Annotated in this window: 26 protein-coding genes; 10 read left to right on the top strand and 16 right to left on the bottom strand. The window is 59.9% G+C overall.

Features of this window, described 5'->3' with window-relative positions; all coding sequences use genetic code 11:
- Positions 1 to 97: 97 nt before the first annotated feature.
- From alc to puuE, 3 genes are all read right to left on the bottom strand, one after another.
- Positions 98 to 1,093 carry an allantoicase gene (alc, locus tag AAEZ05_RS15030; RefSeq protein ID WP_350599738.1) on the bottom strand — a complete coding sequence of 332 codons (996 nt, stop codon included), beginning with the start codon at positions 1,091 to 1,093 and terminating at the stop codon, positions 98 to 100.
- A gap of 89 nt (positions 1,094 to 1,182) precedes the next feature.
- Entirely contained in the window at positions 1,183 to 1,698 is a 516-nt protein-coding gene (gene uraD / locus AAEZ05_RS15025; RefSeq protein WP_045060230.1) for a 2-oxo-4-hydroxy-4-carboxy-5-ureidoimidazoline decarboxylase, read from the bottom strand.
- Positions 1,695 to 2,621 (bottom strand): allantoinase PuuE, encoded by a 927-nt coding sequence (gene puuE / locus AAEZ05_RS15020; RefSeq protein ID WP_350647884.1) that lies wholly within the window; start codon positions 2,619 to 2,621, stop codon positions 1,695 to 1,697. The genes uraD and puuE overlap by 4 nt, the downstream gene beginning before the upstream one ends.
- A 418-nt stretch (positions 2,622 to 3,039) precedes the next feature.
- Between puuE and uraH the strand changes: the two genes are divergently transcribed.
- The gene (gene uraH, locus AAEZ05_RS15015) at positions 3,040 to 3,393 is read left to right on the top strand and encodes a hydroxyisourate hydrolase (protein WP_008031462.1); all 354 of its coding nucleotides are present in this window, start codon (positions 3,040 to 3,042) and stop codon (positions 3,391 to 3,393) included.
- Positions 3,394 to 3,617: 224 nt separating this feature from the next.
- Here the strand turns inward: uraH and AAEZ05_RS15010 are convergent, their stop codons facing one another.
- The 3 genes from AAEZ05_RS15010 to AAEZ05_RS15000 form a co-directional block, all read right to left on the bottom strand.
- Entirely contained in the window at positions 3,618 to 4,244 is a 627-nt protein-coding gene (locus AAEZ05_RS15010; RefSeq protein WP_045060232.1) for a LysE family translocator, read from the bottom strand.
- A gap of 72 nt (positions 4,245 to 4,316) precedes the next feature.
- Complete coding sequence (locus tag AAEZ05_RS15005; RefSeq protein WP_045060233.1) at positions 4,317 to 5,666, bottom strand: NCS2 family permease; 1,350 nt, start codon at positions 5,664 to 5,666, stop codon at positions 4,317 to 4,319.
- Positions 5,667 to 6,138: 472 nt separating this feature from the next.
- On the bottom strand, positions 6,139 to 6,582 hold the full coding sequence (locus AAEZ05_RS15000) for a MarR family winged helix-turn-helix transcriptional regulator (protein ID WP_350647882.1): 444 nt from the start codon (positions 6,580 to 6,582) through the stop codon (positions 6,139 to 6,141).
- Between the two features lie 81 nt (positions 6,583 to 6,663).
- Here AAEZ05_RS15000 and AAEZ05_RS14995 point away from each other — a divergent pair, with 81 nt between their 5' ends.
- Complete coding sequence (locus tag AAEZ05_RS14995; RefSeq protein WP_350647880.1) at positions 6,664 to 7,830, top strand: aminotransferase-like domain-containing protein; 1,167 nt, start codon at positions 6,664 to 6,666, stop codon at positions 7,828 to 7,830.
- Positions 7,831 to 7,907: 77 nt separating this feature from the next.
- On the opposite strand, the gene AAEZ05_RS14990 is transcribed toward AAEZ05_RS14995, so the two are convergent.
- The 5 genes from AAEZ05_RS14990 to AAEZ05_RS14970 all read right to left on the bottom strand — a co-directional run bounded on the left by AAEZ05_RS14990 (position 7,908) and on the right by AAEZ05_RS14970 (position 10,693).
- On the bottom strand, positions 7,908 to 8,279 hold the full coding sequence (locus tag AAEZ05_RS14990; RefSeq protein WP_350599735.1) for a glutathione S-transferase N-terminal domain-containing protein: 372 nt from the start codon (positions 8,277 to 8,279) through the stop codon (positions 7,908 to 7,910).
- A gap of 104 nt (positions 8,280 to 8,383) precedes the next feature.
- Positions 8,384 to 8,929 (bottom strand): GTP cyclohydrolase I FolE, encoded by a 546-nt coding sequence (gene folE, locus AAEZ05_RS14985; RefSeq protein ID WP_045059149.1) that lies wholly within the window; start codon positions 8,927 to 8,929, stop codon positions 8,384 to 8,386.
- Positions 8,930 to 9,006: 77 nt separating this feature from the next.
- Complete coding sequence (locus tag AAEZ05_RS14980) at positions 9,007 to 9,564, bottom strand: Smr/MutS family protein (RefSeq protein ID WP_045059150.1); 558 nt, start codon at positions 9,562 to 9,564, stop codon at positions 9,007 to 9,009.
- An 86-nt stretch (positions 9,565 to 9,650) separates the two neighbouring features.
- Complete coding sequence (locus AAEZ05_RS14975) at positions 9,651 to 9,971, bottom strand: hypothetical protein (protein WP_045059151.1); 321 nt, start codon at positions 9,969 to 9,971, stop codon at positions 9,651 to 9,653.
- Between the two features lie 131 nt (positions 9,972 to 10,102).
- Positions 10,103 to 10,693, bottom strand: coding sequence for a cysteine hydrolase family protein (locus tag AAEZ05_RS14970; protein WP_045059152.1), 591 nt, complete (start codon positions 10,691 to 10,693; stop codon positions 10,103 to 10,105).
- A 240-nt stretch (positions 10,694 to 10,933) separates the two neighbouring features.
- On the opposite strand from AAEZ05_RS14970, the gene prmB reads away from it, so the two are divergent.
- Positions 10,934 to 11,842, top strand: a complete 909-nt coding sequence (prmB, locus tag AAEZ05_RS14965) for a 50S ribosomal protein L3 N(5)-glutamine methyltransferase (protein ID WP_045059153.1) — start codon at positions 10,934 to 10,936, stop codon at positions 11,840 to 11,842.
- A 127-nt stretch (positions 11,843 to 11,969) separates the two neighbouring features.
- Here the strand turns inward: prmB and AAEZ05_RS14960 are convergent, their stop codons facing one another.
- Positions 11,970 to 12,761, bottom strand: coding sequence for a hypothetical protein (locus AAEZ05_RS14960; RefSeq protein ID WP_045059154.1), 792 nt, complete (start codon positions 12,759 to 12,761; stop codon positions 11,970 to 11,972).
- Positions 12,762 to 12,860: 99 nt separating this feature from the next.
- Positions 12,861 to 13,814 (bottom strand): alpha/beta hydrolase, encoded by a 954-nt coding sequence (locus AAEZ05_RS14955; protein WP_122839281.1) that lies wholly within the window; start codon positions 13,812 to 13,814, stop codon positions 12,861 to 12,863.
- 129 nt (positions 13,815 to 13,943) lie between these two features.
- Between AAEZ05_RS14955 and aroC the strand changes: the two genes are divergently transcribed.
- Genes aroC through mtnC form a run of 5 tightly spaced genes read left to right on the top strand, consistent with a single transcriptional unit; the run spans position 13,944 to position 18,092 of the window.
- Positions 13,944 to 15,035: a chorismate synthase gene (gene aroC / locus AAEZ05_RS14950; RefSeq protein WP_045059156.1), complete on the top strand. Its 1,092-nt coding sequence runs from the start codon at positions 13,944 to 13,946 to the stop codon at positions 15,033 to 15,035.
- Positions 15,036 to 15,063: 28 nt separating this feature from the next.
- Positions 15,064 to 16,215 (top strand): MFS transporter, encoded by a 1,152-nt coding sequence (locus AAEZ05_RS14945; protein ID WP_045059157.1) that lies wholly within the window; start codon positions 15,064 to 15,066, stop codon positions 16,213 to 16,215.
- Positions 16,212 to 16,838, top strand: coding sequence for a methylthioribulose 1-phosphate dehydratase (locus AAEZ05_RS14940; RefSeq protein WP_205892387.1), 627 nt, complete (start codon positions 16,212 to 16,214; stop codon positions 16,836 to 16,838). Before AAEZ05_RS14945 ends, AAEZ05_RS14940 begins: the two co-directional genes overlap by 4 nt.
- A 20-nt stretch (positions 16,839 to 16,858) precedes the next feature.
- Positions 16,859 to 17,404 (top strand): 1,2-dihydroxy-3-keto-5-methylthiopentene dioxygenase, encoded by a 546-nt coding sequence (locus AAEZ05_RS14935; RefSeq protein WP_045059159.1) that lies wholly within the window; start codon positions 16,859 to 16,861, stop codon positions 17,402 to 17,404.
- Between the two features lie 4 nt (positions 17,405 to 17,408).
- Positions 17,409 to 18,092: an acireductone synthase gene (gene mtnC, locus AAEZ05_RS14930; protein ID WP_045059160.1), complete on the top strand. Its 684-nt coding sequence runs from the start codon at positions 17,409 to 17,411 to the stop codon at positions 18,090 to 18,092.
- A 238-nt stretch (positions 18,093 to 18,330) separates the two neighbouring features.
- On the opposite strand, the gene AAEZ05_RS14925 is transcribed toward mtnC, so the two are convergent.
- Entirely contained in the window at positions 18,331 to 18,609 is a 279-nt protein-coding gene (locus tag AAEZ05_RS14925) for a DUF3509 domain-containing protein (protein ID WP_350647877.1), read from the bottom strand.
- 335 nt (positions 18,610 to 18,944) lie between these two features.
- Between AAEZ05_RS14925 and AAEZ05_RS14920 the strand changes: the two genes are divergently transcribed.
- Positions 18,945 to 20,783: a long-chain-acyl-CoA synthetase gene (locus AAEZ05_RS14920; protein ID WP_045059162.1), complete on the top strand. Its 1,839-nt coding sequence runs from the start codon at positions 18,945 to 18,947 to the stop codon at positions 20,781 to 20,783.
- Positions 20,784 to 20,880: 97 nt separating this feature from the next.
- A complete protein-coding gene (locus AAEZ05_RS14915; RefSeq protein ID WP_045059163.1) occupies positions 20,881 to 21,399 on the top strand; it encodes an ankyrin repeat domain-containing protein in 519 nt (172 codons plus the stop codon).
- Positions 21,400 to 21,472: 73 nt separating this feature from the next.
- Here AAEZ05_RS14915 and AAEZ05_RS14910 read toward each other — a convergent pair whose 3' ends face one another.
- Positions 21,473 to 22,813 carry a substrate-binding domain-containing protein gene (locus AAEZ05_RS14910; RefSeq protein WP_045059164.1) on the bottom strand — a complete coding sequence of 447 codons (1,341 nt, stop codon included), beginning with the start codon at positions 22,811 to 22,813 and terminating at the stop codon, positions 21,473 to 21,475.
- A 141-nt stretch (positions 22,814 to 22,954) separates the two neighbouring features.
- Positions 22,955 to 23,767 (bottom strand): exodeoxyribonuclease III, encoded by an 813-nt coding sequence (xthA, locus tag AAEZ05_RS14905; RefSeq protein WP_045059165.1) that lies wholly within the window; start codon positions 23,765 to 23,767, stop codon positions 22,955 to 22,957.
- Positions 23,768 to 23,984 lie beyond the last annotated feature (217 nt).

Genomic DNA, 23,984 nt, shown 5'->3' with positions numbered 1-23,984 from the left:
GTGTTGTTGGTTCTGTTGCTATCGCCAGCAGGCTGGCTCCCACAGGGGAATGCATTGCCAATGTGGGAGCCAGCCTGCTGGCGATTGGGTTCAGCGCTTATTTAGCGACCTTGCCCAAAACGCGCAGGCGGCTCACACCACCGTCCGGGAACACGTTCAGGCGGATGTGGGTGATTGGCCCCAGTGCCTTGATCTGCTCGGAGAAGGTGTGCTCGGCGTGCATTTCCAGCTTCTGCGCCGGCAACAGCTCACGCCAGAACAGCGACTGGGTTTCGATCTGGCTGTCGGTACCGCCTTTCACGAACGCGCCCTGGATGGAGCAGGTGTCCGGGTAGTTGCCCTTGAAGTGCAGGGTGTCGACGATGATTTTTTCGATCTCGCCCGGATGACCCAGCGCGACGATGACCCAGTCATTGCCCGGGGTACGACGACGTGCGGTTTCCCAGCCGTCGCCCATGTTGATGCCACGGCCCGGGTTCAGGATGTTGCTCATGCGACCGAAGTGTTCGTCGGAGCAGGCGAGGGCGCGGCCGCCGTTCAGGGCTGCAGCCAGGTCAACTTGCTCGTTGTCGCCCACGGCCGACCAGTCGCGGAACGGAATGCCGTACACGCGCAGTCGAGCCACACCACCGTCCGGGTAGATGTTGAAACGCAGGTGGCTGAACGACTGGTCGTTGCTGATTTCGTGGTAGTGATGGCTGTTGCCCTGCAGCTCGACGGCCGACAGCACTTCAGTCCACTGGGTGTTGTCGTCTGGCTCGCCCGAGGCCAGGAAGCAGGCTTCCAGGGACGCCGATGGCGGGAAGTTGCCGGTGAAGAATGAAGTGTCGATGTCCACGCCCTTGATCGAACCTGGTACACCCAGGCGGATCACAGCGCTGTCGTAACCTTCGAAACGCTTGCGGCGCGACTCCCAGCCGTCCATCCACTTGCCGTTGTCATCGAACACGCCCTCCTTCCATACGGCCGGGGTCGGTTGGAACAGACGATTGGCGTCTGCGAACCAGTCATCGGTGACCGAGATGATCTTGGTGCCCAGGCGGGCATCTGCCAGGTTGACGAACTTCTCGAAAGGTACGGCGTAAGCTTTCATTCTTCTTGTCTGCCTTTAATAAGTTGGCTTGGGATGCTTGCAAGGCCCCGGGTGTCATTTGCGTTTGAGAACACCTGGGCCAGGCTCGCTTATAGGGTCAGTAATCGGAACAGGGCGATCTTGTTGATCTCCGCCAGCGCGCACTTGAATTCGGTGTCGACCGAGTTGTTGATGCGCGTTTCGAACGCCGCGAGGATCTGATGCCGGTTGCTGCCTTTTACCGCCATGATGAAGGGAAACTTGAACTTGGCTTTGTAGGCGTCGTTCAGCTCGGTGAAGCGAGAAAACTCTTCTGCCGTGCATTGGTGAATACCGGCGCCAGCCTGTTCATTGGTGCTGGCTTCGGTCAGCTGGCCCTGGACGGCAGCTTTGCCGGCCAGGTCCGGGTGAGCGTTGATCAATGCCAGCTGGCTGGCGTGATCGGCGCTCAACAGGATGTCGCTCATGCGCTGGTGCAGGGTTTCGATCTGGTCGATCGAGGCGTCCTGGCCCAGGTCAAAGGCCTTCTCGGCCACCCATGGCGAATGTTCGTAGATGTCGGCAAAGGCTTTGACGAAGGCGTCGCGGCTCAGGGTCGAGGGTTTGAGAGTTTGAAAAGTGCTCATTTTGCAGGCCCTTGGTACGGGTGGGTTTCGTGCCAGTGGCGAGCGATGTCGACGCGACGGCTGAACCACACCTGTTCATGACTTTTAGCGTATTCGATAAAGCGTTTGAGCGAAGCCAGACGCGCTGGACGGCCGATCAAGCGGCAGTGCAGGCCGATGGAGAGCATTTTCGGTGCTTCGGCGCCTTCGGTGTACAGCACATCGAACGCGTCTTTGAGGTATTCGAAGAAATCATCGCCCTTGTTGAAGCCCTGGACCTGGGTGAAGCGCATGTCGTTGGTGTCCAGGGTGTAAGGGATCACCAGGTGCGGCTTGCCGGTCGGATTGTTCGGTTCCCAGTAGGGCAGGTCATCGTCGTAGGTGTCACAGTCGTAAAGGAAACCACCTTCTTCCATGACCAGGCGCCGGGTGTTCGGGCCGGTGCGGCCGGTGTACCAGCCCAGTGGGCGTTTACCGGTGATCTCGGTGAGCACGCGGATCGCTTCGAGCATGTGCTCGCGTTCCTGGGCCTCATCCATGTACTGGTAGTCGATCCAGCGATAGCCGTGACTGCAGATTTCGTGGCCGGCATCGACCATGGCGCGGATCACGTCCGGGTGACGCTGGGCGGCCATGGCCACCGCGAAGATCGTCAGCGGAATGTCGAATTCCTTGAACAGTTTCAGGATCCGCCAGACGCCGGCGCGGCTGCCATACTCGTAAAGCGATTCCATGCTCATGTTGCGCTCGCCTTGCAGCGGCTGCGCCGAGACCATTTCCGAGAGGAACGCTTCAGACTCTTTATCGCCATGCAGAATGTTGCGCTCGCCACCTTCTTCGTAGTTGAGTACGAAGGACAAGGCGATGCGGGCATTGCCCGGCCAGTGTGGGTGCGGAGGGTTACTGCCGTAACCGACCAGGTCGCGTGGGTAGTCAGCGCTCACTGCAGTCTTCCTTCTTGTTCGTTGACAGGTTGTGTGGCGGCCTGGCGATGGAATCACAGGCTGGCGTCACAGCGATGGGATGATTGTATACAACTTTATATCCACATTGTAAGTCTGAATTTTCGCATTTTTCACTCGCTGTCATCTTGCAGTGGTAGTGCAAGAAACCTGCCTGAATGGTCAGCTAATGGATCGAAGGTCCTGAGGTGGCCTGCCGAGCAGGCAGATACAGCACTGATCGGCAGTGGGCAGGAGTGACACGAAAAATGTCGTTTTTATTGTGTACAATTTTTTTGAAAAGTGTCTTAATCAGTTCCTCGCCGCAGCGTTTCGTGCTCCGAATCGGTGCGGTCTCCTTTTTAACTGACTTCGGGAGGCGCGAGGCCTGACGGTTCGATACCGCAGGCGCGCAGAATCAATGGGACGTTTGACTACTCACGTTTTGGACGCAGCACACGGTTGCCCGGGCAGCTCGATCAAGGTCGAGCTCTACCGCGTTGAAGGCTCGCAGCTGGAATTGGTCGCCAGCGCGATAACCAACAGCGACGGGCGGGTCGATGCACCGCTGCTGCAAGGCGATGACTACCGTACCGGGGTTTATCAGGTGCAATTTCATGCAGGCGACTACTACCGCGCCCGTGGCGTGCAGTTGCCGGAGCCAGCGTTTCTGGACGTCGTGGTGTTGCGGTTTGGCATCTCTGCCGAGCAGGATCACTACCACGTACCGCTGCTGATCTCGCCGTACAGCTATTCCACGTATCGCGGCAGCTGATCCCCCAAGCAGCTGCCCCAACCGGGAAGCGACTGCGCATATAGCTTCTTTGGTCTTTCGCCCGCTCACACTGCGGGCTTTTTTTTGCCTGCTGGAAAGTCAAAAGAGCACCACAATCCACTGTGGGAGCGGGGTTGCCCGCGATGAGGCCCCAACAGGCAACATCACCTCCAGATCGTCCGAAGGCCCGGGCCGCGTTCGGACGATCTTTTGATTTTGCCTTGCTAACGGCTCAACAGCGACGCAGCACCCGCACCACTGAACAGGCCGGCACTGATCCGGTTAAACCAACTCTGCCCCTTGCCGCTTCGCAGATACCGCGCCGCGCCGTGCGCACCCAGCCCATAAGCCAACTTGCACAGCAGATCCAGCACCGTCCACGTCGCAATCATCACCAGTAATTGCGGCAGGAACGGTTGTTCGGCGCTCAAAAACTGTGGCAGAAACGCAGCGAAGAAAAGAATGTCCTTCGGATTACTTGCGCCCAATACAAATGCGCGCCCGAACAGTGCGCGAAAGCGCGGAACAGCGGCCGTCTGGGGCACTTCAGCGCCCACCGACGGTTGGCGCGATTGCTGCCAGCTCTGCCAGGCGAGGTAGAACAGGTACAGCGCACCGACGATCTTCAGCGCGCTGAACAGCTGTTCCGAAGCCAGCAGCAGGGCGCCCAGGCCCAGTGCAGAAGCGCTGAGCAGGCAGATCGAGGCAATCACTCCCCCGAGGAAGGCGGGGTAAGACCGTCGCAGACCGTAATTCAGGCTGTTGCTGATCATCAGCAACGACAGCGGTCCCGGGATCAGGATCACCACCAGTGCAGCGCCGCTGAACAGCAGCCAGGTTTCCAGACTCATCACTTTCCTCCATTTGCGCAAAAGCCCCACCCGACGGGGTGAGGCTGGTTCGTAACGCTTACTGCGTAACGCTTACAAGAAAACGAACTTGGCGATGAAGATCGCGCACAACACCCACAGGCTGACGGAAATTTCCTTGTACTTGCCCGTGCCGGCCTTCAGTGCCACGTAGGTGATGAAACCCAGGGCGATACCGTCGGCAACGGAGAACGTCAGGGGCATCATGATCGCGGTGACAATCGCCGGGATACTGTCGGTCGCTTCATCCCATTCGATGTGAGCCATGCCGCCCATCATCAACATGGCGACATAGATCAGCGCGCCGGCTGTGGCGTAAGCGGGAATCATCCCGGCCAGCGGTGCGAAGAACATCGCGGCAATAAATAGCACACCTACGGTGACTGCGGTAAGACCAGTCCGACCACCTGCGGCAACGCCAGCGGCACTTTCCACATAACTGGTGACGGGCGGCACACCCACTACCGCACCGAATACACTGGAAGCACTGTCGGCCTTAAGGGCACGGGAGAGGTTTTCGATCTTGCCGTCGGCATTTACCAGGCCGGCGCGCTGGGCCACGCCCATGAGGGTGCCGGCGGTGTCGAACATGTGCACGAAGAGAAAGGCGAGTACCACGCTGATCATGCTGACATTGAACACGCCGGCGACGTCCATGGCCATCCAGGTCGGGGCCAGGCTCGGCGGGGCCGACATGATGCCTTCATAATGCACAAGGCCCAGGCCCCAGCCTGCCAGTGTCACGGTGATGATGCTGATCAGAATCGCGCCAAATACCCTGTGGTAGCTGAGAACAGCAATCATCAGGAAGCAGATGGCTGCCAGCAGCGGGCCAGGTTCGCGCAGGGAGCCCAGTTTGATCAGGGTAGCCGGGCTATCGACGACGATGCCCGCGGTTTTCAGGCCAATCAGCCCCAGGAACAACCCAACGCCGGCGCCCATGGCGTAGCGCAAACTCACTGGAATGCTGTTGAGCAGCCATTCGCGGATCCGCGAGAAGGTCAGGAACATGAACAGCACGCCAGACACGAAGACCGCGCCAAGGGCCGTTTCCCAGTTGTAGCCCATGGTGCCGACCACGGTGTAGGTGAAGAACGCGTTAAGCCCCATGCCCGGCGCCAGGCCGACCGGCCAGTTGGCATAAAGGCCCATCAGCAGGCAGCCCAGCGCAGCGGCGATGCAGGTGGCGACAAAAGCCGCACCGTGATCAATCCCGGCATCGGCCATGATGTTGGGGTTGACGAAAATGATGTAAGCCATGGTGATGAAGGTTGTCAGACCGGCAATCAACTCGGTCTTCACCGTGGTGCCATGCAAGCTGAGTTTAAACAGACGCTCCAGCCAGCCGGTGGGGGCGGGCGGCGAGAGGTCCAGCGTCGATGCTTCGGATTTGCGGCTTTCCACAGCGAGTACTCCTCAAGAGTTTTATTGTTATTTCCAGGACCGGACCCATGAGGGCGGCAGCGGTCCTTTGAGGCACTTGCGAATTTGTTGACCGCTTGGTCAGGAACTCGCACGAGGTGGATTATGCTTTTGTGTACAAATAAAGCAAATATTGTTTTTGCTTTTGTAGACGAAAACTTTGCAGATCGGAGTATATCGCCTGGCATGCCGCCTTCGCGAGCAAGCCCGATCCCACAGTGATATCCGCCGAACGCAAATGCTGCGTCCATCACCAACACCCTGTGGGAGGGGGCTTGCGATGGCAATCTCCCTGCCACATCAATGTCGAATGTGCAGACGCCATCGCGGGCAAGCCCGGCTCCCACAGTGATATCCGTCGAACATAAATATGGCGTCCACCACCCAAACCCTGTGGGAGCGGGCGTGCTCGCGAAGAGGCGAGGTCGGGCAATACATGCCCATCACGCCAGACTTAGTCGGTTGCATGGCTCCCCCCCAAAGCCAGATTCACCGCCAGCCAGCCATTCACCGCCGCCTCCCCAGCCTCGGCGAACACCTTCTCCAGCAGCTTCACCTGCTCGCGGCGCAACGACTGCTCGAATCGCGCGCCATCGCCAGTCAGTTCCAGCAGCCGTTTGCGCTTGTCTGTCTCGGACGCCACGCTGGCCACCAGCTGCATTTCCACCAGCTGGCGCAGGGGCATGTTCAGGGCCTGCTTCGTGACGCCTAGCAACTCCAGCAGTTGCTTGACGCTCAGGTTCGGGTAGCGGGCAACGAAAAACACGATCCTCTGATGCACCCGGCTCAAGCCGCGACGCTCGAGCATTTCGTCAGCCTTGGCGGTGAACGCCTGATAGCCGAAGAAGAACGCTTCCATCGCCTGTTGTTGGGATCTTGGGTTTTTAAGGTCAAGCATGTTGACGTATCCGCTTAAGCTGTCGTAGTTTTGGTCAATCAGTTTGACTCATTTCCTTCAGGCCTCGCTACCGGTGATCCCATGGCATTTTCCGAACGTGTCTCACGCCTTAAAAGTTCGTTGATCCGAGAAATACTCGCCGCCGCTCAGCGCCCGCAAGTGATGTCGTTCGCTGGCGGCCTACCGGCCGAAGTCATGTTGCCGAAGATCGAATGGTCAGATATGCCCACTTCGATGGGCCAGTACGGCATGAGCGAAGGTGAGCCGGCCTTGCGCGAAGCGCTGGCAGCTGAAGCGCGGGCGTTAGGTGTGCCGTGTGAGGCGAGCCAGGTGCTGGTTGTCAGCGGTTCGCAGCAGACCCTGGATCTTGCGGCCAAGTTGTACATCGACAAAGGCACGCAAATTCTGCTCGAGGCCCCGACCTACCTGGCAGCGCTGCAGATTTTTCAGCTGTTCGGCGCCGACTGCATCACTGTGCCGCTGGAGGCCGATGGTCCTGACCTGAGCAAATTGCGCTCGCGCCTGGAACAGCACAGGCCCGCATTCATCTACCTGATACCAACTTTCCAGAACCCGTCGGCCGTGCGCTACAGCGAAGCCAAGCGTGATGCGGTGGCAGCGTTGCTCGATGAGTTCGGCGTGACGCTGATCGAAGACGAACCCTACCGCGAGCTGACCTTCGATGGCGGCAGCGCAACGCCAATCGTCAGTCGCTTGTGCAACAGTAGCTGGATCTATACCGGCACCGTGTCGAAGACCCTGTTACCCGGGTTGCGAGTGGGCTATCTGATTGCCAGCCCCGACCTGTTCCCGCATTTGCTTAAGCTCAAGCAATCGGCCGACCTGCACACCAATCGGGTCGGGCAGTGGCAGGCGCTGCAGTGGATCGGCAGCGAGAAGTATCAGCGGCACTTGAGTGAGTTGCGCGATTTCTATCGACTGCGCCGTGATGCCTTCGAGTCGGCGCTGCACACGCATTTCTCCGACCTGGCAGATTGGCAGGTGCCGCAAGGTGGTCTGTTTTTCTGGCTGAAGCTCAAGCAACCGCTGGATACTCGCACGTTGCTCCCGGCAGCACTGGCGGCGGATGTGGCGTTCATGCCGGGGGAGCCTTTTTTCCCCGAACCTGATAAGCATCATGGCCATCTGCGCTTGAACTTCAGTCACATTGACCCGGCGCGATTGGATGAAGGTCTTGGCCGGTTGGCAGCGGTAGTGCGTCAGGCCGGGGTGGCGGACGCTGCCTGACGCTGGAAAAAATAAACCGGCCCAGGGCCGGTTTATTTTTGTCTGGGGTTTGTGGCCATCAGCAGCACCAAAGAGTCTCAGGCCGCTGCAAACCGCTTATCCAGATAATCAATGATCACCTTGGACTCATACATCCAGGTGGTCTGCCCATTCTCTTCGATGCGCAGGCACGGCACCTTGATTTTGCCGCCTTGATCCAGCAGCGTCTGGCGATCCTGTTCGTTGTTCTTCGCATCGCGCAACGCAACCGGTACATTCAGGCGGCGCAGGGCGCGGCGGGTTTTGACACAGAACGGGCAGGCGTGGAATTGATACAGGGTCAGGTCCCTGGCGGCGGAGTTGACCTTGGCCTGAACCTCGGCCGGGCGCTGCTTCTTGCCCGGGCGGGTGATGAAGTCGATGAAGATGATCAGTTGGCCAAGGCCGACACGAAGCGCTTTTACGAACACGGTACAAGCCTCACGGTGGGAATTGATAAAGGCGCGCAGCTTACCTGATTTTTGCCGGACGAAAAAAAACCGGCGATGAATGCCGGTTTTCTCCGTGTTGCGAATTACTTGATGAGGCTGAGGAATTCGCTGCGGGTCGCGGCGTTCTCACGGAACTCACCGAGCATCACAGACGTGATCATCGACGAATTCTGCTTCTCCACACCGCGCATCATCATGCACATGTGCTTGGCCTCGATCACCACTGCAACGCCCAGGGCGCCGGTGACTTCCATCACCGCGTCGGCGATCTGGCGGCTGAGGTTTTCCTGGATCTGCAGGCGGCGGGCGTACATATCGACGATCCGCGCGACTTTCGACAGCCCCAGCACCTTGCCACTCGGAATATAGGCAACATGGGCCTTGCCGATGAACGGCAGCAGGTGATGCTCACACAACGAGTAGAGCTCGATGTCCTTCACCAGCACCATTTCGCTGTTGTCGGAGCTGAACAAGGCACCATTGGTGACTTCTTCCAGCGTCTGTTCATAGCCGCGGCAGAGATACTGCATGGCTTTGGCGGCACGCTTTGGCGTGTCGAGCAGGCCCTCGCGGGATACGTCCTCGCCCAATTGGCCGAGAATCGCGGTGTAATTCTGTTCCAGGGACATGAAACTACCTGTGGGATTCTACGCAAAGGGCAAGGGTACGGTGGCGGACACGGCGCTGCAAGCGTGAAGCGACAGGTTTAATCGTCGCGACCTTCCATCATGGTGCGCTTGAGCATCACATAAACCGCTCCGGCACCGCCGTGTCGGGCCTGGCACGAGGTGAAGCCGAGCACTTGGGAATGCTGGCGCAGCCAGGTGTTGACGTGGCTTTTGATCATCGGGCGCTTGCCGTCCAGGCGCACGGCTTTGCCATGGGTGACGCGCACGCAGCGGATTTCGAATTTGGTGGCTTCGGCGAGGAAGGCCCACAGGGTTTCCCGGGCTTTTTCCACGGTCATGCCGTGCAGGTCGAGGCTGCCTTCGAAAGGGATCTGGCCGACCTTGAGCTTGCGCATCTGGCTTTCCTGCACCCCGTCACGGGCCCACATCAGCTCGTCTTCGGGGCCGACGTCGATCACGAACTGGTCGGACAGGCCGTCAACGGTGGTGGCATCGGTGCGCACGGTGGCGGCCTGGCGCAGCTTGGCGATCTGCGCGCGGTCAGCCTTGGGTTTGCCGGTTTCGGCGCGATCGTGCTTGATCGGCTTGACGCCTTGGATCGCACTTTTGAACAGGGAAAAATCGTCGTCTTGCATGTCAGCCTCCGCGAAGGGCGGCCAGTTTACCCAAGTCGGGGCTTGAGCCATAACAATTGAGGCCCGTCAGCAGGCGGACCTTTGCATCAATCGTGTTTTTTCATCAGGTGCGGCGACATGTTCAGTTCCCGTGATTGCCGCGCGCGACGACGGCAGCGGCGCCACAACCATACGCCCAGGTACAAAACGAACAGCCCGACAGCCAGGATGATCGTCGAGCCCAATGGGCTTGCATTCAGTTCGCCGAGTGCGGGCGGGCGGCCGAGCAGGCTGGCAGCGCCGGCCATCGCGAGCAGCACGCCGCAGGTGGCCAGCAGCGCAGCGAACGCGGCACCAAAACGAAAACGCCAGTTGCTCTGGCCTTTGGGGCGCAGGCGCCGAGCGTCAAAACCATCGGATAACTTCATTCCGACCTTCCTCAATGGGTATCGGCCCTTCGACCGGGAGTTGACCGGGATGTTCCTGAGGCTAAGACAATTACAGCAAATGAGAGGCTTTTGCGGATGAGCGGCGATATGCACCGCTCGTCAGGCATCGGTCAAATCAGTTCGTGAGTCAGGGCGAGGGTGGCGAAGTTGTCCGCCATGATCGCCATTTCTGTCTGCTGCACGTGTTCGGCGCTGAGGACTGTGCCCTTGTAAGGCAGGTCGCGGGTGGCACAGGCGTCTTCGACGAGGGTGCAGCGAAAGCCCAGGTTTTTCGCCGCGCGTACGGTGGTGCTGACGCTGGAATGGCTCATGAAGCCGCATACGATCAGGTCCAGCGAGCCCAGATTCTGCAAGCGCTCCAGCAATTCGGTGCCGTGAAACGCGCTTGGCAGCAGTTTGCCGATGATGGTTTCGTCGGCCAGGGGCTCCAGGCCTGGAATGAATTCACCGCGTTCGCCCTGGGGGTCAAACAGACCACCCACGGTGCCAAGGTGACGCACATGCACGATCGGCCGGCCGGCGGCGCGGGCAGCGCTTACCAGTTGCTTGATGTTCGCGACGGCAGCATCCATGCCGTTCAGGGCCAGGGGACCACTGAGGTATTCCTTCTGGGCATCGATGATGACAAGGGTCGCATGACTCAGATTGGCTGCTGCATAACCGCGGCCGCTGAGTTGAAACATCGTTTTTGGAACGGACATTCTGGGGCTCCTTCGGGTGGGGCTTTTGCGACATTGTCCTCTGGCTGAGCGATTCTGTGAATCGCTACCATCGCAGATGCCGTCTTTACTGGCTTGCAGCCTTGTCAGTACTCACAATTTGTTCATCGGCCTGGCGAAAAAACAGAAAAGTCCTACATTTGCCGGGATGTTTTTACGGCGTCGTCGCAAGGCGTTTTGGCTGGTAGAATCGCTAGTCGTTTTTTCAGAGAGTTTGCCCCCGTGATCACTTCCCGACTTCGTACCCTGCGCGACCATATCCGTTGGGCCGTCAGCCGCTTCCATGGGGAGGATCTGTTCTTCGGCCATGGGACCGACAACGCCTGGGACGAAGCTCGTCAACTGGTGTTGGGTGCATTGCACCTGCCGTGGGAAATGGCGGACAGCTACCTCGACTGCAACCTGGAAGAGGACGAGTTGGTCAACCTCCAGCGATTGCTCAAGCGGCGCATCGAAGAACGTATTCCCACCGCCTATTTGCTCGGTGAGGCCTGGTTCTGCGGCATGTCGTTCATCGTGGACGAACGCGTGCTGATCCCGCGCTCGCCGATCGGCGAGCTGATCGAAAAACGTTTCGAGCCATGGCTGGGCAGCGAGCCTGCACGAATCCTTGACCTGTGCACCGGTTCCGGCTGCATCGGGATTGCCTGCGCCTACGAATTCCAGAACGCTGAGGTGGTGCTGGCCGACCTGTCCTTCGAAGCGCTGGAAGTGGCCAACCAGAACATCGAGCGCCATGGCGTCGATGAGCGCGTGTACACGGTGCAGGGCGATGGGTTCGATGGGTTGCCAGGGCAGCGCTTCGACCTGATCGTGTCGAACCCGCCTTATGTCGATGCCGAAGATTTTGCCGACATGCCGGACGAGTACCAGCATGAGCCGGAACTTGGCCTGGCGTGCGGCGACGATGGCTTGAACCTGGTGCGCCGCATGCTCGCACAAGCCGGCGAGCATTTGACCGAGAAGGGTTTGCTGATTGTCGAAGTAGGCAACAGCCAGGTGCACGTCGAGGGGTTGTACCCGGAAGTCGATTTCGCCTGGCTGGACTTAGAGCGCGGTGGACACGGGGTGTTCATGTTGACGGCGCAGCAGTGCCGGGAGCATCAGGCGCTATTCGCGTCCCGCGTCTGACCCGAGGAAGCCATCGCTGGCAAGCCAGGCTCCCACAGGTTTTTGTGTCGTTCAGCCATTATCGCAACGACAGTAATCCTGTGGGAGCCTGGCTTGCCAGCGATGGCGGCACCATAGCCCCCAAGCCCTACCTGTGCGTAGCAATCCAGATCAACAACCCCGCCTGAAACACCGCAAATGCCACCAGGCATGAGATGGTAAAGCGCAGCGCCGTGTCCTCGCGCCGGTACTTGCTGACCTTTTCCTCGTGTTGCTTGAGTTTGACCTCCTGCTCGGCCAGGTTCTGCTCGGCCTGCTGGAGCATCTGCGCCGCCTCGAGAATCTCCACCACCTGCACCTTCTCGCTGTTCCACTGCGCCTTCAGGTCGCCGACCGGCACGTCCTTGACGCTGCCCTTGAGATGCTGGGCATCGGCATAGACCACTTCAAAACCGTGCCCCTTGAGGAACTCATCACGACGCAGGCGGGTGTCTTCGTTCAGCGCGTCCTTGTTATTGAGATCGCGGCCGTTGACCCTGTACCCGGGCCAGCGTTGCTTCAGCCAGGTGATGCCGTGGGTCGCCATGAAGCGACCGACGCCACGATTCATCGGTTCGATCTGCAAGCCGCTGTCGGGGCCGAAGTGCACGCTTTTGTCCTGGTGATCGACCCACACATCCAGCAGGTTCTGTTCCTTGCGCACTCGCTGGCCGGGCAGGGTGATGCTCATGCGCATCAGGCTGCGTTCCTTGTCATGACGTTCGGCGTAGCCGAATTCGACAAAGCGCAGCGGTCGCCCACCGGTGTTGCGATCAGTCTGCAGGGGAGCCAGGCGCAGCATCTGGCGATGCTCGGCGTGCACGTCCGCCCACGGCAGCTCGACCGCTGGGGGCGCGTCCTGTTCAGCTGCGGTGGCGGGTGAAGTCGGGGTGTCAGTCATAACGGCAAGGTCCTGTCCAAGCTCGGCGTGTCGCCAGGCTTATTGCTGGCGACACCGGCTTATCGGCCGTTTTCTGCAGGACTGGAGGGTCAATAGCGCTTAACTGGCACGAAGTCCGTCAATAAACCCGATGATGCGTGAGCCCAGCTCGGCGGCTAGCGGCAAATTCGGATCCTTGTACGACGCCAACTGGCGCTTCACGTCGTTGGGCACGATGCGCATCACGTGGTTCATGCCTTCAATCAGTGCCAGTTCGGCGTCCGGCTTGGCCGCCTTGAGCAGCTTGGCGTCACCGACGCCGACCTGGATGTCGTTACTGCCCTGGATGATCAGCGCCGGCATCGCAAGCTTGGCGAACGCCGCTGCCGGATCCTGGCGAAACAGTGAGATCAGGTACGGCTGCACGCTCGGGCGGAAAATCACCTGCAGTTGCGGCGGCACGTTGTCGTCGGTGTGGCCGGCCTTGAGGCTGTCGAGCAATTCGTTGGCGCGCAACATCAAGGGCGCAGGCAGACGGTTGCTCAACTGCTGGCGCAGTACCTGGTCAATTGGGCGAGCGCTGCCGGACATGGAAATCACGGCTGCGGCATCGACATCGGGCGCGGCGAGGCTGGCGATCAAGGCACCTTCGCTGTGCCCCAGCAGAATCAACTGGCCGAATCGCGGGTCAGCCTTGAGCTTGCGCCCCCACGCCTGGGCGTCGGACACGTAGCCCTCCACTGATAGATTGCGCTCGTCCGGGGTGGCGGGCAGGCTCGCGGCAACGCCGCGCTTGTCGTAGCGCACGCTGGCGATGTTGTGTTTGGCCAGCACCCAGGCCAGGCGCTTGAGGCTGTCATTTCGCCCGCCGTCGGGGTTGTTGCCGTCGCGGTCGGTCGGGCCGGAGCCGGAAATGATCAGCACCACGGGCACGGGGGTGTCGGACTTAGGCAACAACAACGAACCAAACAGTTCGCCGCTGCCGGTGTCCAGCGAGATGGGACGTTGCAGGACAGTGGCCTGCACAAATCCGGTAAACAAGGTAAGGCTCAAGGCTAGAACTCGCAGCATCATCACGCCATCATTCACAAAGGTGCCGGTTGGACTCGCGGGCACCCATAAGGTTCGAGGATGAACTACTTGGGTAGCCTGCGTATACTGGCGCGCATTACGTATTCACGTTCAATTCACGGAGCGTCCTGCATGTCCGGCAATACCTACGGCAAGCTGTTCACTGTCACCACCGCTGGCGAAAGCCATGGTCCGGCGTTGGTCGCCATTGTCGACGGCTGCCCGCCGGGCCTGGAAATTTCCCTGGAGGATTTGCAGCGCGACCTCGATCGCCGCAAACCCGGCACCAGCCGTCACACCACGCAACGTCAGGAAGCCGATGAGGTGGAAATCCTTGCTGGCGTGTTCGAAGGCCGCACCACCGGTTGTGCCATCGGCTTGTTGATTCGCAACACTGACCAGAAGTCCAAGGACTACTCGGCGATCAAGGATCTGTTCCGTCCGGCCCACGCCGACTACACCTATCACCACAAATACGGCGAGCGCGATTACCGCGGTGGCGGCCGCAGTTCGGCTCGTGAAACCGCGATGCGCGTAGCGGCCGGCGCGATCGCAAAAAAATACCTGGCGACCCAGGGCATCGTCATTCGGGGCTACATGAGCCAGCTGGGCCCGATCGAGATTCCGTTCAAGACCTGGGATTCGGTGGAAGACAACGCCTTCTTCAGCCCCGACCCGGACAAGGTGCCCGAGCTTGAGGCCTACATGGACCAGTTGCGCCGCGATCAGGATTCGGTCGGCGCGAAGATCACCGTGGTCGCTGAAGGTGTGATGCCAGGCCTGGGCGAGCCGATTTTCGACCGTCTTGACGCCGAGCTGGCCCATGCGCTGATGAGCATCAACGCAGTCAAGGGCGTGGAAATCGGCGCCGGTTTCGCCAGCGTCGCCCAGCGAGGCACCGAACACCGCGACGAAATGACCCCCGAAGGTTTCCTCAGCAATAACGCCGGGGGCATTTTGGGCGGCATTTCCTCCGGACAGCCGATCGTTGCGCACCTGGCGTTGAAGCCGACATCCAGCATTACCACGCCAGGCCGTTCGATCGACGTCCACGGCAACCCGGCGGATGTGATCACCAAGGGCCGTCACGACCCGTGCGTGGGCATCCGCGCCACGCCGATTGCCGAAGCGATGATGGCCATCGTGCTCATGGATCACCTGCTGCGCCACCGTGGGCAGAACGCCGATGTGCAAGTAAGCACGCCGGTGCTGGGTCAGCTTTAATGGCTGGCCTCAAGGCCGCTGCTGTCTGATGACGACAGCGGCACTCCCGTACTGGCGGCTTTCCAGTTTTTATCTGTTCTATTTCGCCTTGCTCGGTTCGACGGCGCCGTTTCTGGCGCTGTACTTCGATCACCTGGGGTTTTCCAGCGCGCGCATCGGCGAGCTGGTGGCCATCCCGATGCTGATGCGGTGCGTGGCGCCCAATATCTGGGGCTGGCTGGGTGACTACAGCGGCCGACGCCTGGCGATCGTGCGCTTCGGTGCGGTCTGCACGCTGCTTTCGTTCTCGCTTATTTTCGTCAGCAAGACCTACGCCTGGCTGGCCATGGTCATGGCCTTGCACGCGTTCTTCTGGCACGCGGTGCTGCCGCAGTTCGAAGTCATCACCTTGGCGCACTTGAAAGGCCAGACCTCGCGCTACAGCCAGGTCCGTTTGTGGGGCTCCATCGGTTTTATCATCACCGTCGTCGCGCTGGGGCGCTTGTTCGAGTGGTTGAGCCTGGATATTTATCCGTTGGCGCTGGTGCTGATCATGGCCGGGATCGTGATCAGCAGCCTGTGGGTGCCCAATGCCGAGCCGGTGCAAAGTGAACGCATCGCCGGCGACGGTTTTCTGCAACAGCTGCGCAGCCCGGGCGTCCTGGCGTTTTACGCCTGCGTGGGCCTGATGCAACTGAGCCATGGCCCTTATTACACCTTCCTCACCCTGCACCTTGAGCAGTTGGGCTACAGTCGTGGACTGATCGGCATGCTCTGGGCATTGGGGGTGGTGGCCGAAGTCCTGATGTTCCTGGGCATGAGCAAGATTCTTGCGCGGTTCTCCGTGCGCCGGGTGCTGCTGGCGAGTTTCCTGCTGGCGGCGCTGCGATGGGTGCTGCTGGGCTCGTTCGCCGAATATGTGTGGGTGCTGCTGTTTGCCCAGGTGCTGCACGCGGCTACCTTCGGCAGTTTTCATGCCGCTGCCATCCAATTCGTGCAACGTAGTTTCGGTGCGCGCCAGCAAGGGCAGGGCCAGGCGTTGTACGCAGCCCTGGCTGGCACTGGCGGCGCATTGGGTGCGCTGTACTCCGGCTACAGCTGGAATGCCCTCGGGGCCACGTTCACCTTTAGTATCGCCAGTCTCGCAGCCTTCGCCGCTGCCGTTATCATAGCCACACGCATGCAAGAGGACCGGCCATGAGCCTTACCCGTGAACACCTCGCCCAGGAAATCATTGATGCCGGGCGTTTTCTGTATGGCCGCGGCTGGTCGCCGGCCACCAGCAGCAACTATTCGACCCGTCTGTCGCCCACCGAGGCGCTGCTGACCGTGTCCGGCAAGCACAAAGGCCAGTTGAGCCTGAACGATGTACTGGCAACCGACCTGTCGGGCAACAGCCTGGAACCGGGCAAGAAACCCTCCGCCGAAACCCTGCTGCACACCCAGCTTTATAGCTGGCGCGGGGACATCGGCGCGGTGCTGCACACCCATTCGGTGAACGCCACGGTGCTGTCGCGCCTGACGCCGCAAGCCTTCATCGAGTTCGAAGATTACGAACTGCAAAAAGCCTTCAGTGGCGTATCGACCCACGAATCCCGGGTGCGCGTGCCTGTCTTCGACAATGACCAGGACATTGCGCGCCTCGCCGCCAAGGTTCAGCCTTGGCTGGAGGCGCACCCTGATTGCGTGGGTTACCTGATTCGCGGCCACGGCCTGTACACCTGGGGCGCGCGCATGAGCGACGCGTTGCGGCAGATCGAGGCCTTCGAATTTTTGTTTGAGTGCGAGTTGAAGATGCGCTCGCTCTCCAACCGTAACGCATGAACCGTTAAGGAGTTGCCCTGATGAGCAGCCTGTCCGTTTACCACGTCTCAAGCCCTGACATTCCGAACAAGGTGCTGACCCATTTCGAAGACATCGCCTCGACCCTGGCCGAGCAGGGCGTGCGCTTCGACCGCTGGCAAGCGGCGGCGAAGATCCAGCCCGGCGCCAGCCAGGAAGAAGTGATCGCGGCGTACCAGGAGCAGATCGACAAGCTGATGACCGAACGAGGCTACGTGACGGTCGACGTTATCAGCCTCAACAGCGATCACCCGCAGAAGGCCGAATTGCGCGCCAAGTTCCTCGACGAACACCGGCATGGCGAAGACGAAGTAAGATTTTTCGTCGCCGGCCGTGGATTGTTTACCCTGCACATCGACGATTACGTCTACGCCGTGCTGTGCGAGAAGAACGACCTGATCTCGGTGCCGGCCGGTACCCCGCATTGGTTCGACATGGGCGAACATCCGCACTTCGTGGCAATCCGCCTGTTCAATAACCCTGAAGGCTGGGTGGCCAACTTCACCGGCGAAGACATCGCCAATCGCTTCCCGCGACTCGAGGACTGAGCCGATGCCGATCAAAGCAATCCTCACCGACATCGAAGGCACCACCAGCGCCGTGAGCTTTGTGTTCGACGTACTGTTTCCCTATGCGGCCAGGCACCTGCCGGATTTCGTACGGCAACAGGCCGGGCGCGCCGATGTGGCCGAGCAATTGGACGCAGTGCGCCAGGACAGCCATGAGCCGCAGGCGGATGTCGAGCGTGTCATCGAGATACTCCTGGGCTGGATTGCCGAAGACCGCAAGGCCACGCCGTTGAAGGCGTTGCAAGGGATGGTCTGGGAGCAGGGGTACAAGGCAGGGCAGTTGCAGGGGCATGTGTACCCGGATGCTGTTGAAGCGCTCAAGGCGTGGCATCAGGCGGGTTTTCAACTTTTTGTTTATTCGTCAGGCTCGATTCAGGCGCAGAAGCTGATTTTCGGTTGCTCGGAGGCAGGGGATTTGTCGCCGTTATTCAGCGGTTACTTCGATACGACCTCGGGGCCAAAGCGTGAGGCGCAGTCTTACCAGCGCATCACTCAGGCGATTGGCCTTGAAGCGGCGCAAATTCTGTTTCTGTCGGATATCGTCGAAGAACTGGACGCGGCGCGGGAAGCCGGTATGGCCACCTGCGGCCTGGCACGTGAAGGCGGGACGCTGACTGGTCACCAGACTGTCGACAGCTTCGCGAGCATCGATCCGACCAGATACTAAACAGTCTCCGAATAGACTATGGACTGTAGGAGCGAGCTTGCTCGCGATGGTCGTCAACGATGACGCGGGAAGCCTGAGTGGCCAAGGCGCCTGGTAGTTTTTCGCGAGCAAGCTCGCTCCTACAGGGGCGCGTCTCAGGAATCAGGCAGGGGCGTGTTAAGCCTTACAAACTTCAGAAACAACTCAGGCCGTGAAGCGAAAGCTCTCACGGCCTGACTGTTTGCAGCCCTGCGACAATTTACGCCGAATGATAAGTCGGCAGAGCGAACCGTTGCTGGCTTTGCAGCATCGAAATCTGTGGCAACTCGCTGGCTTGCTCAGCCAGGTCACGACGGATCGCGCTGATCACCCAGGACAACTGGTCGCCAGCATGCAGTTGCTGGTAGGAAATCGAGCGTTTGAAGACTTTGCCTTCCTGACTGAGCAGTGTCAGCAGGATGCCGCCGTCGGGGCGTGGCTGAGTGTTCACTTCGAAGTTGGAGAACAGGGAGGTAAATTTTTCTTGGATCAGGCTCATGTCTATCAGCTCCGTTAGCACTTGATTGGCAAGCATGGAGAGGTAGTTGCACCCTTTGTGCCAGCATTTGAAAATAATAAAAACCCTTACAAATCAATAAGATAAAAAATAAGCCAATTTTTGCTTTCGTGCAATCTGCATGAAAGGCCATCGTGCATCCTGCATTTTGCGAGATTCGTTCGGTTTCAATGGAACCAATCGCAAAAACCGGGCTCACGTTGTCGCCGGTCTGTTGTGCGGATACAAAACATTGCAAAAACTGCGTGTACAGCCCCTGAATCACTCACGTACTTTCGGCCACCACCCGACAATAAAAAGATCGAACGGGAGCAACGATGAGCCGCGCGCTGAACGACACGATTACCTGGGGCATGATGCTGCGCAAACTGCCCACCATCGCCAAGGCCCTGCCACGAGTGGTCCGGGGCATGAAGGCTGCCAACGTCAAGGATCCAACCCAGTCCTGTGGCCTGGGCTGGAGCTTCGAGCAAGCGACGTTGCGCAATCCCGACGGCCCGGCATTGCTTCAGGGCGATGTGCTCCTGACCTACGCCCAGGTGAACGAGTGGGCCAATCGCATGGCTCACCATTTGAGCGCGCAGGGCATCCGCAAGGGTGATGTGGTGGCGGTGTTCATCGAGAATCGTCCGGAACTGCTGGTGACTATCCTGGCGGTGGCCAAGACGGGTGCGATCAGCGCGCTGCTCAATACCTCGCAAACCCGTGACACCCTGGTGCACAGCCTGAACCTGGTAGCGCCTGCGGCGATCATTGTCGGCGAAGAACTGGTGCCGGCGTTCTCCGCTGTTCGCGAGCGCGTGGCGCTGGAGCCTGCCCGCACCTGGTTCGTAGCCGATCAGGACACCTGCCGGCACCCGGGCATTGCGCCCGATGGTTTCATCAACATGATGGCGGCCATCGCCGACAGCCCAAGCGCAAACCCGGTGACCAGCCAGCAGGTATTCTGCGACGATCCCTGCTTCTACATCTACACCTCAGGCACCACCGGGTTACCCAAGGCCGGGGTGTTCAAGCACGGTCGCTGGATGCGCAGTTCCGCCAGTTTTGGCACGATCGCGCTGAACATGAGCCCGGACGATATCGTCTACTGCACCCTGCCGCTGTACCACGCCACCGGGCTGTGTGTGTGCTGGGGCTCGGCCATCAGTGGCGCCTCAGGTTTCGCCATTCGCCGCAAGTTCAGCGCCAGCCAGTTCTGGGATGATGTGCGCAAATACCGTGCGACCACCCTCGGCTATGTCGGTGAACTGTGTCGCTACCTGGTCGATCAGCCGCCCACTGCCCAAGACAGCCGGCACCGGGTCACCAAGATGATCGGCAACGGCCTGCGCCCCGGCGCCTGGGCTGAATTCAAGACCCGCTTTGCGGTGCAGCACATCTGCGAGCTGTACGCTGCCAGTGACGGCAATATCGGTTTCACCAACGTTCTCAACTTCGACAACACCGTAGGTTTTTCCCTGATGTCCTGGGAGCTGGCTGCCTACGACCACGACAGTGGCCAGCCTCTGCGTGACGCCAAGGGGTTCATGCGCAAGGTTGCCAAAGGCGAGCAAGGGTTGCTGCTGGCGAAAATCGACGACAAGGCGCCACTGGATGGCTACACCGACGCGCAGAAGACCGCAAAGGTGGTGCTGCACGACGTGTTTGAAAAGGGCGACCGTTACTTCAATACCGGCGACCTGTTGCGCAACATCGGCTTCGGTCACGCCCAGTTTGTCGATCGACTGGGCGATACCTATCGCTGGAAAGGCGAGAACGTCTCGACCACCGAGGTGGAAAACATCCTGCTGCAGCATCCGAATATTTCCGAGGCGGTGGCCTACGGGGTGGAAGTACACAACACCAATGGCCGTGCCGGCATGGCCGCGATCACCCCGGCCGAATCCCTGGCGACCCTGGATTTCAGTGAGCTGCTGGCATTCGCTCGCGAACAGATGCCCGCGTATGCCGTACCGTTGTTCCTGCGGGTGAAGGTGAAAATGGAAACCACCGGCACCTTCAAGTACCAGAAGACCCGCCTCAAGGACGAAGGGTTTGACCCCGGTAAAACCGGTGACGATCCCATCTATGCCTGGTTGCCGGGAACTCACACCTATGTGCAGGTGACTGAACAGGTGCTGGCCGAGATTCATGATGGCAAACACCGTTATTGAATCTGGCTATGACCCTTGATCAGAAAAAAGAAGTGACAGTCTCCAGGCTGCTCGGGAAACTGTCGCCCTTTGCACCTACACAGAAAGTGGAGCCACCATGTCAGACCAAAGCCGCCAGATGACCCCCGAAGAAGCCGCTGAATTCGCCGAACAGGTATTCAACAAGGCGCGCGAGGGCGATGCGGCCATGATGGCCGCATTGCTGTCCAAAGGCCTGCCGCCGAACTTGCGCAACCACAAGGGTGACACCCTGTTGATGCTTGCGGCCTACCATGGCCATGTCGACACGGTGAAAGTGCTGCTCGAGCACAAGGCCGACCCGGAAATCCGCAACGACAATGGCCAGAGCCCGATCGCCGGCGCTGCGTTCAAGGGCGATCTGGCGGTGGTCAGCGCGTTGGTCGACGGTGGCGCGCAAGTCGAAGGCTCATCCTTCGACGGCCGTACCGCGCTGATGATGGCGGCCATGTTCAACCGAGTTGCCATCGTCGACTATCTGATCAGCAAAGGCGCTGATCCGAAAGCCAAGGATGCCAACGGCGTATCGGCGCTGGATGCTGCGAAGACGATGGGCGCAGTGGACACCACGGCGCAGCTGGAGAAGTTGCTGAGCTAATGGCTCAAGCCGGTTGAAAAACCCGTGGCGAGCGAGCCAGCTCGCCACGGGGCTGTGACAGATTCCAGTTTATTCAGTAAACCCAGACCTCAACCCGCCGATTCCTGATCCGTCCCTCATCCGCGCTGTTCGCCGCCACCGGCATCTGCGCGCCAAAACCGCGGATTTCGCGCAGCACCACACCGCGCTTGGCCAGCTCGCGCCGCACGGCCATGGCCCGCAGCTTCGACAACAGGTCGGCGCGTGCAGGGTCAGTCTTGGCATCGCCAAATCCCACCAGCGTCACCTGCCGATCGGCCTTGTCGCGCTGGTTTATATAGTCCAGCACTCGCGACAGGTCCTGGCGCGCCTTGTTGTCCAGGGTGGCACTGCCTTCTTCAAAGCGAAAATTCACGGTCAGGCGCTGCGCATGTCGGCTGAGGGTTTGATACTCCTCTGGCATCAACGCATTGGGGCTTACCGACATGGCCTGGACGGTCTGCGCGATAAACCCGTTGGCTGCGACAATCTCCTGGCCCTGACTGCCCTGGGCGAATTTCACCAACGCCTGTGCCCAGGGATTATTGCCTCTGGGCGGCAGGTAAAGGAACAGTCGACGTGACAGCGGATAGTCTTCGGTGGCGATCAGATTGTTCAGTGGCAGCATCGCCTGGGAAGCACCGTCGGCAATCGCCACGGCTTTGGCCTGGCGCACGTACGGCAAACCGATAAAGCCGATGCCCTGAGGGTCCTGGCTGACGGCGTCCGACAATTGCTCGCTGGACTCGAAGCGTTGTGCGCTGGCGCTCAGGGTTTTCCCACGACCGTTGAGGACCAGTTCCTTCAAGGTGTCGTAAGTGCCGGAGTGATCATCGCGCGCATAAAGATGGATCGTCCCGCCGCTGCCACCGACTTCTTCCCACGTCCTGATGTCACCACTGAAGATGCGCGCCAGTTGATCGGTGGTCAGTTGTTTCAGCGGGTTATCCGGATGCAGGATGATCGCCAGGCCGTCGATCGCAATGACCTGCTCGGCACCGGCACTCTTCAGGTCGCCCAGGGATTGCAGGCTGGCGAGTTCGCTGTCCTTGATCGGGCGCGAGGCGGCGGCGAGGTCGGCAGAGGCGCTTTGCAGCGCAGTGAAGCCGGTGCTGGAGCCGTGCGCGGCGATCTCGACCTCCACCCGACGCCCCTCGACGGTTTCGCCGACGACGCGCACTTCGTTGGTCTTGCCTGGCGCTTCGCGATGAACCTTGAGCACACCTTGTTCGCGCAGCAGCCCTTCGACCAGCGCCGGGCCCAAGGCTGCGCCGATGGTGTTGGAACCCTGGATGCGTAACACCGGGCCGTGCTCGGGCAGGGGTAACGCAACCGCCAACGCCGATACGGGCGTGACAACGCCCAGCAGCAACAGGAACAAAACGCGCAGCAGCATGCTGGCACCCTACAAGAGCAAAGGAAGTGCCCGCAGATTAAGTCAGTAGGGTTTCATAAAGATGACAGCTCAAAAGATCGCAGCGTGCGCAGGAGATGTGTAGGAGCTGTCGAGTGAAACGAGGCTGCGATCTTTTAAATATCAACTCAACTCAAGCCAGATCGGCGCATGATCCGACGGTTTTTCCATCCCGCGCAATTCATAGTCCACACCCGCATCCTTCACCCGTGGCAACAAGCCATGGGACGCCATGATCAGGTCGATCCGCAGCCCACGCTTGGGTTCATCCTCAAAGCCACGGCTACGGTAATCGAACCAGCTGAAGCGATCAGTCACGTGCGGGTTCAGGTGCCGGAAGCTGTCCACCAGCCCCCAGTTCTTCAACCGCGCCATCCACTCACGCTCTTCCGGCAGGAAGCTGCACTTGCCGGTCTTCAACCAGCGCTTCATGTTGTCCGGCCCGATGCCGATGTCGCAGTCTTCCGGGGAGATGTTGACGTCACCCATGACTACAACCGGCTGCTCATTGCTGAACTGACTTTCCAGCAGTTGCTGCAAGTCATTGTAGAAGCGTTCCTTGGCCGGGAACTTGGTCGGGTGATCGCGGCTTTCACCTTGTGGGAAGTAGCCGTTCATGATCGTCACCGGCACGCCGTTGGCATCAGCGAACTTGCCCCAGATGAATCGGCGCTGGGCGTCTTCGTCATCGGTGGCGAAACCTTTGTGCAGCTCCAGGGGTTCCTGGCGAGAGAGCAGGGCCACACCGTAGTGGCCTTTTTGCCCATGGAAATACACGTGGTAGCCCAGCGCTTGCACGTCGGCTAGCGGGAACTGGTCATCGTGGACCTTGGTTTCCTGCAGCCCGATCACGTCGGGCTGATGCTTCTCAATCAGCGCCGCCAGCTGATGCGGGCGAGCACGCAGCCCGTTGATGTTGAAGGAGACGATCTTCATGGTCGGCAGTCCTGGCGCAAAAGGGCGATGCTAACTGACATGCCTTCGAGGGGCCAGCCGTTGGTGTGTTTTCGGCTGTACTTGTCCATCCCGCGGCTCGCAGGTCGGCGAGCCCCGCGCACACCTGCGATTCACTTGGTCTATACCTTGTTAGACCCTGCGCACCTGCTGTTTTCAAACCAGCAAGGAACTGTGCCGGCACCCAGAGGCTCGTACC

Origin of the sequence: Pseudomonas sp. HY13-MNA-CIBAN-0226, assembly GCF_040310305.1 — a bacterium.
GTDB classification, from domain to species: Bacteria; Pseudomonadota; Gammaproteobacteria; order Pseudomonadales; family Pseudomonadaceae; genus Aquipseudomonas; species Aquipseudomonas gregormendelii.
Note: the sequence above shows the minus strand (reverse complement) of the source record. Positions and strands in the feature narration are given on the sequence as shown.